The sequence below is a fragment of the Streptomyces sp. NPDC026092 genome, assembly GCF_040638605.1.
GTDB lineage: Bacteria > Actinomycetota > Actinomycetes > Streptomycetales > Streptomycetaceae > Streptomyces.
Genome location: NZ_JBEZYN010000006.1, coordinates 315531 through 330321, shown reverse-complemented (window position 1 = coordinate 330321; position 14791 = coordinate 315531). Strand labels below are relative to the sequence as shown.

The following is a 14791-nucleotide window of genomic DNA, read 5'->3' as shown; positions in this document are numbered from 1 at the left end:
CCGCGCTACCTGGTGACGGTGCGCGGCCTGGGCTACAAGTTCGAGCCGTAAGCCTTACGTACAGCCGGAGGGGCGGGCCGCTGGAGTGATCCAGTGGCCCGCCCCTCCGGCGTACTCCGTACGTGTGGGTCAGTGGCCGGCCGAGTGGCTGGCCTCGCCCGACGGGGTGCCGGTGCCGGTCGGGGTCGCGGTGCCCGTCGGGGTGGCCGTGGAGCCGGGCTTCGCGCCGTGGCCCGCCTCGCCGGTCGGCGTCGCGGTGGCCGAACCGGTCGGCTTCGCGGCCGGGGGCTGCGGGATCTCGGTCGGGCCGTACTCCTTGAAGTAGCTGGTCGCCGGGACGACGAAGGCCTCCAGGGCCACGTCACCGGTCTGGCTCAGCTTGAAGACGAGCTCCTGCGCGCCGCCGTCCTTCACGGCCTCGTGGCCGTTCTCGATCGTGGCGGAGGCGTTGCCCTTGCCACCGATGACGACCGAGCCGCCGGGGGCGATGGTGATCGGGCCCGAGCCCGTGGCGGGCTTGAGCTTCACCTGGCCGGAGGAGCCGGGCATGGTGATCGAGTCGAGCGTCTGCGGCGTGCTGCCGTTGTTGAACACCGTCGCCGAGACGACGGCGGGACCCGCCGCGCCGACGGTCGGCTGGGTGATCACCAGGGCGTTCTGGATCTTGACGTCTTCCACCGTGACGGCGGCGTTGTCCGGCCGGACGCCGAGGGTCTGCGCGTTGTTCCCGGCGCCACAGGCGGACAGCGAGGCGATCGAGATCACGATGGCGGTGGCGGCGAGGGCGCCGCGTCGAAGGCTGCGGCTCACGGCGGCGGCATCTCCTAGGACGTACGGAACAGGCATGGACGAGTCGGCTGGAGTCGAGCTCAGGACCAACCGGCTAAGGGCGAGCTAAAGGTGCGTCAGCGGGCTTAGGTTACCGAGCCACCCTCTCCCGCCCGCACCCGACCCGCCCCTAGGGCCTGTCCGGCGGATCAGGCCCCACGCCCCACCCCTCCCGGCGGCCCTCCCGGCGGCCCTCTCGGCACCCGCGCCGGCACCGTCCCGGCACTCGCCCCGGCACCCCTCCCCGCGAGCATCCCCGCGGCCGTCCCGACCCGCTTCGCGATGGCCTGATCACGTCGCATTGACGCGCTGTTCACATAACCGACTTGATCAATTCGGCGATCGTCCTCGGATCGCGCGCGCACCGTCCTCGCATTCCACCGTCCGGCCCACGGAAAAACTCGGTTCACACCTGTGGGTGATCAATTCGAGATTCGGTCCGGGATGCATCCGCACGGGTGGCCGATCCTCGAACGGAGTACGTGAGGTTGTACGCTCCGAACCCCGCAAAACGGGGCATCCCGCCCCCTCCGGAGCCCCCCGGGCCGGCGTGACGCCCGCGTTTCTCTCCGTCCGCGCAGCCGCTCCGACCTGCGAATACCGCCTTCCGGAAGCCCTCCGCAGCACGTCCCCGTCGCTGTTGTCAAGCCCCGAGATATGCCCTGACCTGCGAAAACGCCATTCAGAAGAAGCCGTATCCGTGTTACCCTGGATAGCCACGGAAGGGGTACCTGTCACATGACGTTCAAGGTTGGCGACACCGTGGTCTATCCCCATCACGGGGCCGCGCTGATCGAGGCCATCGAAACTCGCCAGATCAAAGGCGTGGACAAGACCTACTTGGTGCTCAAGGTCGCCCAGGGCGACCTGACGGTTCGTGTGCCGGCGGACAATGCGGAGTTCGTCGGTGTTCGCGATGTAGTCGGTCAGGATGGGCTGGACCGGGTCTTCGAGGTGCTGCGCGCGCCGTACGCCGAGGAGCCCACGAACTGGTCCCGACGCTACAAGGCAAACCTCGAGAAGCTCGCCTCCGGCGATGTCATCAAGGTCGCCGAAGTGGTCCGCGACCTCTGGCGCCGGGAGCGCGAGCGCGGACTCTCCGCAGGTGAGAAGCGCATGCTCGCCAAGGCTCGGCAGATCCTGGTGAGCGAGCTGGCGCTCGCGGAGAACACGAACGAGGACAAGGCCGAGGCTCTCCTCGACGAGGTCCTCGCGTCCTGAATGAAGCGATGCCGCGGTGCCCGTTGGCGTGCTGTGTTTCACACAGCGCTGCCGCCGGGCGCTGCGGCATGTTTCGTCTCAGGAGCCTCAAGCCCTGAGCGCCGGTGACGTCCGCAGTGCCGATGACGTCCTCAGCGCCGGTGACGTCCGCGTGGTCGAGGAGCGGCGTACGAGGTGACGTCCGTCTCGTGACGCGTCCGTCCACGAAACTCCCGTATCCCCAGCCCCCTCGCGTCCCACGGACCTTGTGCCACGCGCCACGCCCCGACCGTCGTCACGGAAGGGCCCGGTCAAGGCGGTGCGCCGGCACTCCCCCCAGCCGTCGGCCGGGGGCACCCCCAGGGCCATACCCATGTCCGCCGAGGAAACAAACCTGCCGGAGTGCAAGCGATGACTGACGAAACGCGTCCCACACGGACCGCCGTGGTGATCCCCGCGGCGGGCCGGGGCGTACGCCTCGGCCCGGGCGCCCCCAAGGCGCTCCGCGCGCTGAACGGCACCCCCATGCTCATCCACGCCGTCCGGGCGATGGCCGCCTCGCGCGCCGTCTCCCTCGTCGTCGTGGTCGCTCCTTCGGACGGCGCCGTCGAGGTCAAGAACCTCCTCGACGACCACGCGCTGCCCGAGCGCACCGACTACCTCGTCGTCCCCGGCGGTGACACCCGCCAGGAATCCGTACGCCTCGGTCTCGCGGCGCTCCCCGAGGGCGTCACCACCGTCCTCGTCCACGACGCGGCCCGCCCGCTCGTCCCGGTCGACACCGTCGACTCGGTCATCGAGGCCGTCCGCGACGGGGCCGTCGCCGTCGTCCCCGCCCTGCCGGTGGCCGACACCGTCAAGGAGGTCGAGCCCGCGGCGACGAAGGGCGACCCCGAGAGCGTCGTCGCGACCCCCGAGCGCTCCCGGCTGCGCGCCGTCCAGACCCCGCAGGGCTTCGACTACGAGACCCTCGTCAACGCGCACGCGACCGTCGCCCTCACCGGTGATGGCGCCACGGACGACGCCGGCATGGTCGAGCGGCTCGGCGCGCCCGTCGTGGTCGTGCCCGGCCACGAGGAGGCGTTCAAGGTGACCCGCCCGCTGGACCTCGTACTCGCCGAGGCCGTACTCGCCCGCCGGAGGGCCAACGATGGCTTCTGAGCCGCTGAACCCGCCCCTGATCCCGCGGACCGGCATCGGCACCGACGTCCACGCCTTCGAGAAGGGCCGCGAACTGTGGTGCGCGGGTCTGCTCTGGGACGGCCCCGAGAACGACGGGTACGGGCTCGCCGGGCACTCCGACGGTGACGTCGCCGCCCACGCAGCCTGCGACGCGCTCTTCTCCGCCGCCGGCATCGGCGACCTCGGCGCCCACTTCGGCACCTCGCGCCCCGAGTGGTCGGGCGCCTCCGGCGTCACCCTCCTCACCGAGGCCGCCCGGATCGTCCGCGCCGAGGGGTACGAGATCGGCAACGTCGCCGTCCAGGTCATCGGCGTACGGCCCAAGGTCGGCAAGCGCCGCGACGAGGCGCAGAAGGCGCTGAGCGCGGCCGTCGGCGCCCCCGTCTCCGTCTCCGGCACCACCACGGACGGCCTCGGCCTCACCGGCCGCGCGGAGGGCCTGGCCGCCCTCGCGACCGCGCTGGTGTACCGCACCGCCTGACGTACGGCCCGACGTACGGCCCGACGTACGGCCCGACGTACCGCTGCCGTACCGCCTGACGTCCGACGAAAATCTCGCCCCGCGACCGGCGATCGGTCGCGGGGCACTACCACACGCCCACTACCCTGGAGTGGTGACTATTCGCCTGTACGACACCAGCGCCCGGCAGATCCGTGACTTCACCCCGCTCACACCGGGCACCGTCTCGATCTACCTCTGTGGTGCCACCGTGCAGGCCGCCCCGCACATCGGGCACATCCGGTCGGGCCTCAACTTCGACATCATGCGCCGCTGGTTCGAGTACCGCGGCTACGACGTCACGTTCGTCCGCAACGTCACCGACATCGACGACAAGATCATCGCCAAGGCCGCCGACCAGGGCCGCCCCTGGTGGTCCATCGGCTACGAGAACGAGCGCGCCTTCAACTCCGGCTACGACGCCCTCGGTTGCCTGCCGCCCACCTACGAGCCCCGCGCCACCGGCCATGTCACCGAGATGGTCGAGATGATGCGCGGGCTCATCGAGCGCGGCCACGCCTACGAGGCCGACGGCAGCGTGTACTTCAACGTCCGCTCGTACCCCGGTTATCTCCAGCTCTCCAACCAGGACATCGACGACCTGCGCCAGCCCGACGAGGGCGTCTCCGGCAAGCGGGACCCGCGCGACTTCGCCATGTGGAAGGCGACCAAGCCCGGCGAGCCCGACTGGGAGACGCCGTGGGGGCGCGGCCGGCCCGGCTGGCACCTGGAGTGCTCGGCGATGGCGCACAAGTACCTGGGCTCCGCCTTCGACATCCACGGCGGCGGCCTCGACCTGATCTTCCCGCACCACGAGAACGAGATCGCCCAGGCCAAGGCGTTCGGCGACGACTTCGCCTCGTACTGGGTGCACAACGCCTGGGTCACCATGAGCGGCGAGAAGATGTCGAAGTCGCTCGGCAACTCGGTGCTCGTCTCCGAGATGGTGAAGAACTGGCGCCCCATCGTCCTGCGCTACTACCTGGGCACCCCGCACTACCGCTCGATGATCGAGTACAGCGAGGAGTCGCTGCGCGAGGCCGAGGCCGCGTTCGCGCGCATCGAGGGATTCATCCAGCGCGTCACCGAGAAGGCGGGCAAGACCGTACCGCCCGCCCCCGAGGTGCCGCCCGCGTTCGCCGAGGCGATGGACGACGACCTGGGCGTCCCGCAGGCGCTCGCGATCATCCACACCACCGTCCGCCAGGGCAACAGCGCGCTCGCCGCCGACGACAAGGACGAGGCCATCGCCCGCCTGGCCGAGGTCCGTGCCATGCTCGGCGTCCTCGGCCTCGACCCCCTCGACCCGCACTGGGCCGAGGAGACCGACCGGGGCGAGGAGCTCCACGGCGTCGTCGACACCCTCGTGCGCATGGTGCTCCAGCAGCGCGAGTCGGCCCGCGAGCGCAAGGACTGGGCCACCGCGGACGCGATCCGCGACCAGCTCGCCCAGTCCGGCCTCGCCATCGAGGACAGCCCCGAAGGCCCCCGCTGGACGCTGGGCAGCCGCTGATGATGTGCCGCGCGGGGAGCCGGGCGGCACACTTCACTTACAGACCTATGCACGCAACACCGAGGATTAGGTAGTCATGGCCGGGAACAGCCAACGCAGGAACCGCCGCACGTCCAACAAGAAGGGCGCGACGGTCGGCAGCGGTGGCCAGCGGCGCAAGGGCCTCGAGGGCAAGGGCCCCACGCCGAAGGCCGAGGACCGCAAGGGCCACAAGGCGTTCCGCGTCTCCAACGCCATCGCCCGACAGGCCGCCAAGCGCCGCCCCGCGCCCCGCCGCGGCGGCCCCAAGGGCACCTCGGAGATGGTCGTCGGCCGTAACCCGGTCTTCGAGGCGCTCCGCGACGGCGTGCCCGCGACCACGCTGTACGTCCAGCAGTTCATCGACAACGACGAGCGCGTCCGCGACGTGCTGAAGCTCGCCGGTGACCGGGGCAACATCCACCTGATGGAGGCCCCGCGCCAGGAGCTGGACCGGATGACGAACGGCCTGAACCACCAGGGCCTCGTCCTCCAGGTCCCGCCGTACGAGTACGCGCACCCCGAGGACCTCACGGCGGCCGCCTACGACGCCCACGAGGACCCGCTGATCGTGGCCCTCGACGGTGTCACCGACCCCCGTAACCTCGGCGCGATCGTCCGCTCCGTCTCCGCCTTCGGCGGTCACGGCGTGGTCGTCCCCGAGCGCCGCGCGGCCGGGATGACCGCGGGCGCCTGGAAGTCCTCGGCCGGCACCGCCGCCCGTACGCCGGTCTCCCGCGTCACCAACCTGACGCGCGCCCTGGAGGGCTTCCAGAAGGAGGGCCTCACAGTCGTCGGCCTCGCCGCCGACGGCGAGCACACGGTCGAGGACCTGGAGGCGCTGGACGGCCCGGTCGTCATCGTCATCGGCAGCGAGGGCAAGGGCCTCGGCCGCCTCGTCGGCGAGACCTGCGACTACCGCGTCCGCATCTCGATGCCCGGTGGCGCCGAGTCGCTGAACGCCGGTGTCGCCGCGGGCATCGTCCTCTACGAGGTCGCCCGCCGCCGCGCGAAGTGACGTCGGCACGGCACTCAGGGAAGGGCCCAGCTCGCTGAGCTGGGCCTTTCGCGTACGCCTTCCCGTAGCCGTCCCGTATCCCTCACGTACGTCTTCCCGTACGTCTTCCCGTACACCGGTACGAATGGCGCGATCTTGACGGGTCTCGGACATTCCGAGCCCGTCAAGGCAGTGTCCAAACCCCCCGTCACTCGGTTAGATGAGTGTGGACACCAGAACGCCCCGGCCGGGGTTCGACGATCAGCCCGCGCTGAGCATGCTCAAGGTGGATTCCGATCCCGCGCAGGTCATCGTGAACCACGCCAGCTTCCGTGTGCGGCTCGCGCCGGCCCAGCAGCCGAAGTTCGCCGCCGCCTCTCGCGGTCCGGCCCTCGCCGGAGTGGCAGCAGCGGCGGGCGGGGCCGCCGGGCGCCGCCGCCCCGTCGTGTGGACCGGCAAGTCCTCACCCGGGGCCACCGGACTGCTCCAGGCCGTCCGGGAGTCGTCGGTCTCCACTATGGAGCCCCCCGGGCACCTCGACGCGGGCGCCACGCAGGCCATCCCGCGGATCGACGACACGATGCCGACGCCCGTCGTCCCCGCCGACGCGCCGCTGCTCCCCCCGATGCGCCGCGCCGAAGGCGCCTTCGACCAGCCGTACGAGGCTCCGTACGAGCTGTCGCGCCGGGGCTCGTACGGAGACGCGGGGTACGGGGACGGGGCGGACGGCGACGAGTTCGGCGCCCGCGCGTCGCAGCGCCACGGCGCCGACCCGGTCCGGCACGCCTACTACCCCGGGCGCCGGATGAACCTCGGCGTCGTCCTCCTCCCGCTCCGCGTCTTCCTCGGCTTCATCTCCATCTACGCGGGCATGGGCAAGCTCTGCGACCCCGTCTACTTCGACGGCGGCGAGCGCGGCTCCATGGTCAAGTGGCTCAACTCGCTGAACCCGTGGGCCCTCGCCGAACCGCTGCGGGACTTCGCCCTCCAGCACCCCGTCGGCGCCGGACTGACCGTCGCCTTCCTCCAGGTCGTCGTCGGCGTCCTCACCGTCCTCGGCCTCTGGCAGCGGGTCGGCGCCGTCATCGGCGCCCTGCTGTCGGCGGCCCTGCTCCTGACGGTCAGCTGGAAGACCGTCCCGGTCTACGACTCGGCCGACATCATCTTCCTCGCCGCCTGGTCCCCGCTGATCATCGCCGGCGCCCCCGTCTACTCCATCGACGGCCGCCTGGCCGGCGAGGCCTGGCGCACGCTCGGCCCGCGCTCGGAGCTGTGGGAGCTGCGCCGCCGGGTCCTGCGCCGCGGCGCGCTCGTCACCTCGGTCGTCGTCGGTCTGACGCTGCTCGCCGGTTCGGTGCTCGGCGGGGCGGTGCGGTCGGCGGAGATGGTCACCGTGCCCGGTCCGAACGACGACCCGATCAACCACCTGCCCGGCCGGACGCTCCCCGCGGAGCCCGGCGAGCGCACCCCGTCCCAGTCCGCCTCCACGCGGCCCAAGCCGTCGGCGACGCAGGGCGCGAGCGGGGAGAGCGAGAAGGACGAGACGGCCGAGCCGACCGAGTCCGCCCGCGAGACCGGCCGGGCGGAGGGGAGCCGGCCGACCTCGACGCAGGGCACCGGCACCCGTACCCCGACCCAGTCGAGGCCGGCGGCCCCGCCGTCGACCAGCTCGGGCCCGACGAGCTCGGGCGGCTCGAACGGCGGCAGCGGCGGCGGCACGGGCACGAGCGAGCCGACGAGCGGCTCGTCCTCGGGCGGCAGCGGGGGGAACAGGAACCCGATCGGCGGCTTGCTGGGCTGAGGGCAGGCGTACGCAGGACAAAGGGCGGCACCGCGAGCAAAGGCGGTGCCGCCCTTCGGCGTACGTACTCAGGAGCTCTTACACGGCACGCTGGGCGGCCAACTCCTTGGCGGCCTCGGTGAGGTCCTTGGCGGTGTCGATGGCGCGCCAGTAGGCCCCCTGGGGCAGCGGGAAGCCGGCGAGGCGGCGCTCGCGGGCGAGGCGGGGGAAGGTGGTGCGCTCGTGGTCGCCCCGGTCGGGGAGGAGCTCGGTGAACGCGGCGGAGAAGACGTACACGCCCGCGTTGATGAGGTACGGCGACGGCGGCGACTCGATGAAGTCGGTGATGTGCCCGAAGGTGTCCGTCTCGACGGCGCCCCACGGGATGCGGGGGCGGGCGAGGGCGAGGGTGGCGGTGGCGTCGCGTTCGGCGTGGAAGGCCGCCATCTCACGCAGGGAGAAGCGGGTCCAGATGTCGCCGTTGGTGGCGTACCAGGGCTGTGCGGGCTCGGGCAGGTGCGCGGCGGCGTACTTGAGGCCGCCGCCACGGCCGAGCGGCTCGGGTTCGACGACGGTCTTCACGCGCAGCGGAAGATCGGCGGAGGCGAGCCAGTCCTGGAGCACCTCGGCGAGATGGCCGCAGGACACGACGGCGTCGGTCACGCCCTCGGCGGCGAGCCAGGACAGCTGATGGCCGATGATCGGGGTCCCGGTGCCGGGGATCTCGACCATCGGCTTGGGGCGGTCGTCGGTGTACGGGCGCAGGCGCGAGCCCTGGCCGCCCGCCAGGACCACGGCCTGCGTCGGGGAGGTTTCCATACCGCGAACGATATGCGCACCGGATGAGGCAGCCGTTCAGCGTCGCGGGGTCAGCTCGCGTACATCACGCCGGTCGCGAACGAGGTGTCGCAGACCGGGCGGGAGTAGGACTGGGCGCGGGTGGGGCCGTAGTGGCGTACGGCCGCCTTGCCGAGGGCGCGGGCGATGGACATGCAGTGCTTGGCGAGGGAGGGGGTGTTCTCGATCTCGCGCTGGAGGTGCGTCAACGCGGTGCCGGGGTCCTTCTCCTGAAGCTCTGCGAGGAGGCGGTCGCGCAGAATATCCTGCGGGGCACGGGACTTGGCGGGGACGGAGACGTCCTCGGAGGATGCGGTGAGCATCTGGGTGTCGGAGCCCTTGCCGGCCCACGGGACGGCGGAGACCGCGAGCGTCCCGGAGAGCACCAGGACGACGGGCAGGACGAGGGCGAGAGAGCGGCCGATACGGCGGGCAGTGTGCGTCACGGAGGCGAGCGTAGCGGCCGGTGATGATATGGCGACATTTAGTCACTCTCGCGGGGGATGGTTCGAGGCGGCTTTTCGAATCGGGTGTTGACGAGGTGCCCGAATTGAGCGCTCTGCCGGGGTATTTGTCGACATACCCAATGACGACGCGAACGGCCCCGTATCTACAGGAGATACGGGGCCGTTGAGCGGTTCAGGTGGGGTCAGCCGGAGAGCCGCTCACCGGTGGAGGTGGAGAAGACGTGCAGCTCGTCCGGGCGCGGCACGACGTGGAGCGTGGAGCCCTTCTCCGGGACGGCGCGGCCGCCGACGCGGACGACCAGGTCCTTGTCCTCGCTGCCGACGCGGGCGGAGCCGTAGACGTAACCGTCGGCGCCGAGCTCCTCGACGACGTTGACGGAGACGGCCAGGCCTTCCTTGCTGGTGGCGCCCGAGACGTCGAAGTGCTCGGGGCGGATGCCGACCGTGACGGTCGTGTCGCCCTTGGCGGAGGCGGCGGAGAGCGCGTCGCGGGAGACCGGGACGATGCTGTTGCCGAACTTCACGCCGCCGTCGGTGATCGGGACCTCGACCAGGTTCATGGCGGGGGAGCCGATGAAGCCGGCGACGAAGAGGTTGGCCGGGCGGTCGTACATGTTGCGCGGCGAGTCGACCTGCTGGAGGAGACCGTCCTTGAGGACGGCGACGCGGTCGCCCATGGTGAGGGCCTCGACCTGGTCGTGGGTGACGTACACGGTGGTGATGCCGAGCCGACGCTGGAGCGAGGCGATCTGCGTACGGGTGGACACACGGAGCTTGGCGTCGAGGTTCGACAGCGGCTCGTCCATGAGGAAGACCTGGGGCTCACGCACGATGGCGCGGCCCATCGCCACACGCTGCCGCTGACCGCCGGAGAGCGCCTTGGGCTTGCGGTCCAGGTACGGGGTGAGGTCGAGGATCTTGGCGGCCTCTTCGACCTTGGCGCGGATCTCGCTCTTGTTCACGCCGGCGATCTTGAGGGCGAAGCCCATGTTGTCGGCGACGGTCATGTGCGGGTAGAGCGCGTAGTTCTGGAACACCATGGCGATGTCCCGGTCCTTGGGCGGCAGGTGCGTGACGTCGCGGTCACCGATGCGGATGGAGCCGCCGTTGACGTCCTCGAGCCCGGCGAGCATGCGCAGGGAGGTGGACTTGCCGCAGCCGGAGGGCCCGACGAGGACGAGGAACTCGCCGTCCTCGATCTCGATCTCGAGCTGGTCGACGGCGGGCTTGTCGGAACCCGGGTAGAGCCGGGTCGCCTTGTCGAACGTGACAGAAGCCATGGTGGTGTGTCCCTTCACCGGCAGGAACGTGCCGGACGATCCGAGTGGAAGGTGTGTTCAGGTCTAGTCCACCTGAGTGGACTCTGGGTGACGGTACCCGGCAGGGGGAGTGCCTGTCAGTAGCTCCGGGTGGTGTGATTTCGCCTGCTGCCTGGTTGGGCACGTGCGGACGATCCGATTGACCTCTCCACTCCAGATGCCCGGAGCGGCCACTGTCCTCGCGAACAGCGCTTCCTGCATCAGCGTCCGCCGCCCTCTGTCGTGCGGCCCCTGGGGGCGCACCCGGCCGGTCTTACGCGGACTCCACAGGCGTTACGGCCGGCGGCCCGCCGGTCCGTAATGACACGACCTACGCAAAGGGGGCGACTGCGTTTGCCGGGACCTTGATCACTGGAGGCAGCTGCTCGCCGGGTGGCAGCGTCATCGCCAGAGGCCAGTAGAGACGCAGGCCTTCGTCCCGCAGGTTCACTGCCGCGTTGACGTCGCGGTCGTGTCCCGAGCCGCATTCGTGGCACGTCCAGTTCCGTACGGACAGATCCAGGTGCGGACCCTTCGCATGGCAGTCCGAGCAGCGTCGTGTAGACGGGAAGTAACGGTCCACGATCACCAGCGTCCGCCCGTACCACTCGCACTTGTAGCGCAGCTGTCTCAGCAGCTCGCCCCACGCTGCATCCGCGATCGACTGATTGAGTTTTGCTTTGGCGCGCCGCCCCCGGAGCTTCGCCCGGCGCATGAGATTGGCGATCGAAAGATCCTCCACCACGAGCACTTGGTTCTCGCGCACGAGGCGGGTGGTGAACTGATCCAGGAGGTCCCTGCGGACATCGCTGATGGTGGCGTACAGACGCGCGATGCGCTCCCTGGCCTTCCCCCGGTTCTTCGAGCCTCGCTTCTTCCGATGCATCGCCCGCTGCCGACGGGCCAGCTCATCCCCGTACTTCTTCAACAGCCGCGGATGATCGAGCACCGAGCCGTCGTCCAGTGTTACGAGCGCTGCCAGACCCAGGTCGAGCCCCACAGCCTTCGGCTCGGAGCCACCGGGACGGAACACGGGAGGCAGAGGCTCGATCCGCTCTTCGACCACCGCCGAGAGGAAGAACCGGCCGGCACGATCACGCGTCACGTTCAGGCGCACAGGAAGCTACCCAGAGGGCAGAGGCCGAGACCAGCGCACATCCAGGGGCGCCGACTGCTTCGCCAGCGTCACCAACCCCGTACCGGGCCGCTCCGGATCTTCCACCCACCGGAATCCCGTCCGGACGTACGTCGCCGAATCCCGCGAGCGGCCTTTCTTCTTCCGCTTCGGATACTTCGCCGACCTCCTGAAGAAGCGCGAGAACGCCCCGTCCAGATGCCGCAAGGCCTGCTGTAACACCGTCGACGACACGTCCCGCAGCCACTCCCTCCCCTCGGCCCGCTTCCATCCGGTCAGCGCTCGACACGTCTCAGCGAACCCGACGGACACCCGGTGCTGCTCCCAGGCGCCCGACCGCAGCGCCAGCCCTTCGTTGTAGACCCACCGGCAGGCACCGAAGGTCTGGTGCAACTGCTCGGCCTGGTCGGGGGTCGGGTAGAAGCGGTAGCGGTAGACCCGCTGCTGAGTGCCGGCCTCCTTGGCGCGGCGCTGTACGGGGACAGCTGTGCGGCTCTGGTGTTTGCGCCGCTCGCCGATGCCCAGTACCTCACGTTTCACGCGCTTGGCCTCGGCGCCGACGACCCGCACCGGTGCTCCTTCCGATGGCTCCGCCATCACCCCTCCGCGTCCTGCTGTCCGATAGTCGGAACGGCACTCCAGTCCGATCAACGAACGTGTGGGCGGCTGGTTACGGCGGTCGTGAAGTTCTTGGCTGGTCGTTCGCGGTGCTGTGTAGAGTGGGAGCCTCGCGCGTGAGCAATGCCTCCTTAGCTCAGTCCGGCCCAGAGCGGCTGTCTTGTAAACAGCAGGTCGTCGGTTCGAATCCGACAGGGGGCTCCACCAATCTCGTGTCCCGGACCACTCAGGTCCGGGACACTTGTGCGTTACGGGGGCGTATCTGGCTGGGGTGTTCTGGGGAGGGGTGCGGCGGATGAGTCGGCGTTCCAGTGGGCTGATCGGTGCGTGGGCCGAGGCGCAGCGTTTGGCACAGCGGGAGCGGGAGGGGCAGCTGCAGGCGGTGCTCCGACAGCAGCGGGACGTGGAACGGGCGCAGCGGTCGCATGAGCGTGATGTGGCGAGCATGCAGCGGGAGCAGCGGGCTGCGTACCGGCAGCATCGTGACGCGGATGCGTTGCGGCGGACTCGGGAGCTGGACGAGCGGGTCGAGGTGTTGTCGGGGCTGTTGGCGCGGGGGTGTCGAGCTGCGGCGTTCGGTGTGGAGTCGATGCGGTGGTCGGAGGAGATCGAGCCGTTCGCGCCGGGGCCGCTCGCGCAACCGATGGCGATGCCGGATCAGCGGCACTACCAGGCGCAGGCCGCCTGGACGGCGTCGGGGCGGGCGCAGGCGGAGCGCGAGGCTCGGGCGAGGTTCGAACGGGACTGGTACGCGGCGCAGGGGGCGGAGGCTCAGCGGCAGCAGCAGTTGGCCGTATACCGGGCGCAGTACGAGGAGTGGGCCGCGGGGCGGTTGGCTGAGATCCGCGCGCACAACAGCGGGATCGCCGGGATCGTGGAGTCGCTGAGGGCTGGCGACCCGGAGACGGTGGTCGAGTTCTTCTCGGCCGTGCTGTACGCGTCGACGGCGTGGCCGGAGGGGTTTCCGCGGCAGGTGTCGGCCGCGTACGGCCGTGGGGCTCGGGGGCTGGTGCTGGACTGGGATCTGCCAGGGTACGACGTGGTGCCCGAGGCCAAGGGGGTCAAGTACCTGCCCAGTACGGACCAGGAGAAGGAGGTCCCGCGGCCGGTGACGCAGCGGCGGGCGCTGTACCGAGATGTGGTGGCGCAGTGTGTGCTGCTCGCGGTGCGGGAGCTTTTCGCCGCCGACCGTTTCGGTGCCTTGCGGAGCGTGGCGCTGAACGGATTCGTGGATGGTGTGGATCCGGCGACGGGGCTGGCCGCACGTCTCTGTCTGGCTTCGGTCGTGGTGGAGCGGACGGTCTTCGACGAGCTGAATCTGGAGCTCGTCAGTGCGGTGGACTGTCTGACAGGGGCGTTGTCGGGGCAGTTGTCCGCGAAGCCGGACGCGCGGGTGGCGGTGCCGCCTCTGTCGGCGCCGGCGCAGGTCGGCTCGGACGTGGTGCTGCACGGGGAGGGCGAGGAGCCCGATCTCCTGGCGATGGATCCGATCGCGTTCGAGGGTCTGGTTGCCGAACTGTTCCGCGCGCGGGGGCTACAGGCGGTGACGACGCGGCGGTCGAACGACGGTGGTGTGGACGTGGAGGCACTGGATCCGGATCCGATCAGTGGCGGGTCGATCATCGTGCAGGCGAAGCGGTACCGGAACACGGTGCCGCCGAGCGCGGTGCGTGATCTGTACGGCACGGTGCAGGGGGCGGGAGCCAACAAGGGCGTGCTGGTGACGACGTCAGGGTTCGGGCCGGGGTCGTACACGTTCGCCAACGGCAAGCCGCTGACGCTTATCTCGGGTGCGGAGCTGGTGGACTTGCTGCATCAGCACGGCTTGCGGGGCCGGCTGGGGACGGGAGCGTCGCAGGTCCCGACGGTCGTGTCCGATGAGCCGGCTCCGCCTGGGGCAGACGAGGACGTCAACGTGCTGGGGATGGTGTGGTCGGGGTCGGTGGCTCTGGATGTGTGCGCGTTGGTGTGCGAGGGAGGCAGTGTGCTGGGGGAGGAGCACTTCGTGTTCTTCAACAACGTCTCGACACCGGATGGTGCGGTGCGGATGGTGCCCGCGTTGTGGGGTGACAAGGCCGCTGTCCGGGTCGCGTTCGAGGCTCTGCCCGCGCGGGCCGACCGGTTGGTGCTGGTCGCGGCGGTCGATCCGGAGGTGAACCCGGATGCGGATCTCGCGGGGTTCGTCGACGCGGGGATCAGGCTGCGGGACGGCTCGGGGTCCGAGCTGGACAGGCTCGACGTGTCGGACGGACGGGCGGGGGAGACCGCTCTGGTGCTGGGGTCGTTCCGGCGGCGGGCCGGTGGTGACTGGGACTTCGTTCTGGGCGGCAAGGGCTACGGCGGAGGCCTTGCGGAGCTGGTGGGCGACTTCGGCATCGAGGTGGAGTAGCGGCTCCGGGCGAGAGGCCCCGGACCTGGT

At 70.4% G+C, this 14791-nt stretch carries 13 protein-coding genes and 1 tRNA gene; 8 read left to right on the top strand and 6 right to left on the bottom strand.

Going from position 1 to position 14791, the window contains the following annotated elements; all coding sequences use genetic code 11:
• Window positions 1-129 precede the first annotated feature (129 nt).
• Window positions 130-810: a DUF461 domain-containing protein gene (locus AB0F56_RS12870; protein WP_362007638.1), complete on the bottom strand. Its 681-nt coding sequence runs from the start codon at window positions 808-810 to the stop codon at window positions 130-132.
• Between the two features lie 756 nt (window positions 811-1566).
• On the opposite strand from AB0F56_RS12870, the gene AB0F56_RS12865 reads away from it, so the two are divergent.
• From AB0F56_RS12865 to AB0F56_RS12840, 6 genes are all read left to right on the top strand, one after another.
• On the top strand, window positions 1567-2049 hold the full coding sequence (locus AB0F56_RS12865) for a CarD family transcriptional regulator (RefSeq protein WP_003953493.1): 483 nt from the start codon (window positions 1567-1569) through the stop codon (window positions 2047-2049).
• Between the two features lie 390 nt (window positions 2050-2439).
• Window positions 2440-3189: a 2-C-methyl-D-erythritol 4-phosphate cytidylyltransferase gene (ispD, locus tag AB0F56_RS12860; protein ID WP_362007636.1), complete on the top strand. Its 750-nt coding sequence runs from the start codon at window positions 2440-2442 to the stop codon at window positions 3187-3189.
• The gene (gene ispF / locus AB0F56_RS12855) at window positions 3179-3691 is read left to right on the top strand and encodes a 2-C-methyl-D-erythritol 2,4-cyclodiphosphate synthase (protein WP_362007634.1); all 513 of its coding nucleotides are present in this window, start codon (window positions 3179-3181) and stop codon (window positions 3689-3691) included. Before ispD ends, ispF begins: the two co-directional genes overlap by 11 nt.
• Window positions 3692-3824: 133 nt before the next feature.
• Window positions 3825-5222, top strand: a complete 1398-nt coding sequence (cysS, locus tag AB0F56_RS12850; protein WP_362007631.1) for a cysteine--tRNA ligase — start codon at window positions 3825-3827, stop codon at window positions 5220-5222.
• Between the two features lie 76 nt (window positions 5223-5298).
• Entirely contained in the window at window positions 5299-6258 is a 960-nt protein-coding gene (rlmB, locus tag AB0F56_RS12845) for a 23S rRNA (guanosine(2251)-2'-O)-methyltransferase RlmB (protein ID WP_362007628.1), read from the top strand.
• Between the two features lie 199 nt (window positions 6259-6457).
• Window positions 6458-8038, top strand: coding sequence for a DoxX family membrane protein (locus AB0F56_RS12840; protein ID WP_362007626.1), 1581 nt, complete (start codon window positions 6458-6460; stop codon window positions 8036-8038).
• A gap of 78 nt (window positions 8039-8116) precedes the next feature.
• Here the strand turns inward: AB0F56_RS12840 and AB0F56_RS12835 are convergent, their stop codons facing one another.
• The 5 genes from AB0F56_RS12835 to AB0F56_RS12815 all read right to left on the bottom strand — a co-directional run bounded on the left by AB0F56_RS12835 (window position 8117) and on the right by AB0F56_RS12815 (window position 12324).
• Window positions 8117-8836 carry a nucleotidyltransferase family protein gene (locus AB0F56_RS12835; RefSeq protein WP_362007623.1) on the bottom strand — a complete coding sequence of 240 codons (720 nt, stop codon included), beginning with the start codon at window positions 8834-8836 and terminating at the stop codon, window positions 8117-8119.
• Window positions 8837-8886: 50 nt separating this feature from the next.
• Window positions 8887-9300, bottom strand: a complete 414-nt coding sequence (locus AB0F56_RS12830; protein ID WP_362007620.1) for a hypothetical protein — start codon at window positions 9298-9300, stop codon at window positions 8887-8889.
• Window positions 9301-9503: 203 nt separating this feature from the next.
• Entirely contained in the window at window positions 9504-10601 is a 1098-nt protein-coding gene (gene ugpC, locus AB0F56_RS12825) for a sn-glycerol-3-phosphate ABC transporter ATP-binding protein UgpC (protein WP_362007617.1), read from the bottom strand.
• 349 nt (window positions 10602-10950) lie between these two features.
• The gene (locus AB0F56_RS12820; RefSeq protein ID WP_362007614.1) at window positions 10951-11736 is read right to left on the bottom strand and encodes an RNA-guided endonuclease TnpB family protein; all 786 of its coding nucleotides are present in this window, start codon (window positions 11734-11736) and stop codon (window positions 10951-10953) included.
• Between the two features lie 6 nt (window positions 11737-11742).
• Window positions 11743-12324: a transposase gene (locus tag AB0F56_RS12815; protein WP_362007611.1), complete on the bottom strand. Its 582-nt coding sequence runs from the start codon at window positions 12322-12324 to the stop codon at window positions 11743-11745.
• Window positions 12325-12497: 173 nt separating this feature from the next.
• Here AB0F56_RS12815 and AB0F56_RS12810 point away from each other — a divergent pair.
• Window positions 12498-12576, top strand: a tRNA-Thr gene (locus tag AB0F56_RS12810).
• 91 nt (window positions 12577-12667) lie between these two features.
• Window positions 12668-14761: a restriction endonuclease gene (locus AB0F56_RS12805; protein ID WP_362007608.1), complete on the top strand. Its 2094-nt coding sequence runs from the start codon at window positions 12668-12670 to the stop codon at window positions 14759-14761.
• The last annotated feature ends 30 nt before the right edge of the window (window positions 14762-14791 follow it).

What these genes read in the sequence shown, in the direction of transcription:
- AB0F56_RS12840 (WP_362007626.1), top strand. Translation starts at nt 6,458, where the DNA reads ATGAGTGTGGACACCAGAACGCCCCGGCCGGGGTTCGACGATCAGCCC.
- ispD (WP_362007636.1), top strand. Translation starts at nt 2,440, where the DNA reads ATGACTGACGAAACGCGTCCCACACGGACCGCCGTGGTGATCCCCGCG.
- rlmB (WP_362007628.1), top strand. Translation starts at nt 5,299, where the DNA reads ATGGCCGGGAACAGCCAACGCAGGAACCGCCGCACGTCCAACAAGAAG.
- AB0F56_RS12805 (WP_362007608.1), top strand. Translation starts at nt 12,668, where the DNA reads ATGAGTCGGCGTTCCAGTGGGCTGATCGGTGCGTGGGCCGAGGCGCAG.
- AB0F56_RS12835 (WP_362007623.1), bottom strand. Translation starts at nt 8,836, where the DNA reads ATGGAAACCTCCCCGACGCAGGCCGTGGTCCTGGCGGGCGGCCAGGGC.
- ugpC (WP_362007617.1), bottom strand. Translation starts at nt 10,601, where the DNA reads ATGGCTTCTGTCACGTTCGACAAGGCGACCCGGCTCTACCCGGGTTCC.
- ispF (WP_362007634.1), top strand. Translation starts at nt 3,179, where the DNA reads ATGGCTTCTGAGCCGCTGAACCCGCCCCTGATCCCGCGGACCGGCATC.
- AB0F56_RS12865 (WP_003953493.1), top strand. Translation starts at nt 1,567, where the DNA reads ATGACGTTCAAGGTTGGCGACACCGTGGTCTATCCCCATCACGGGGCC.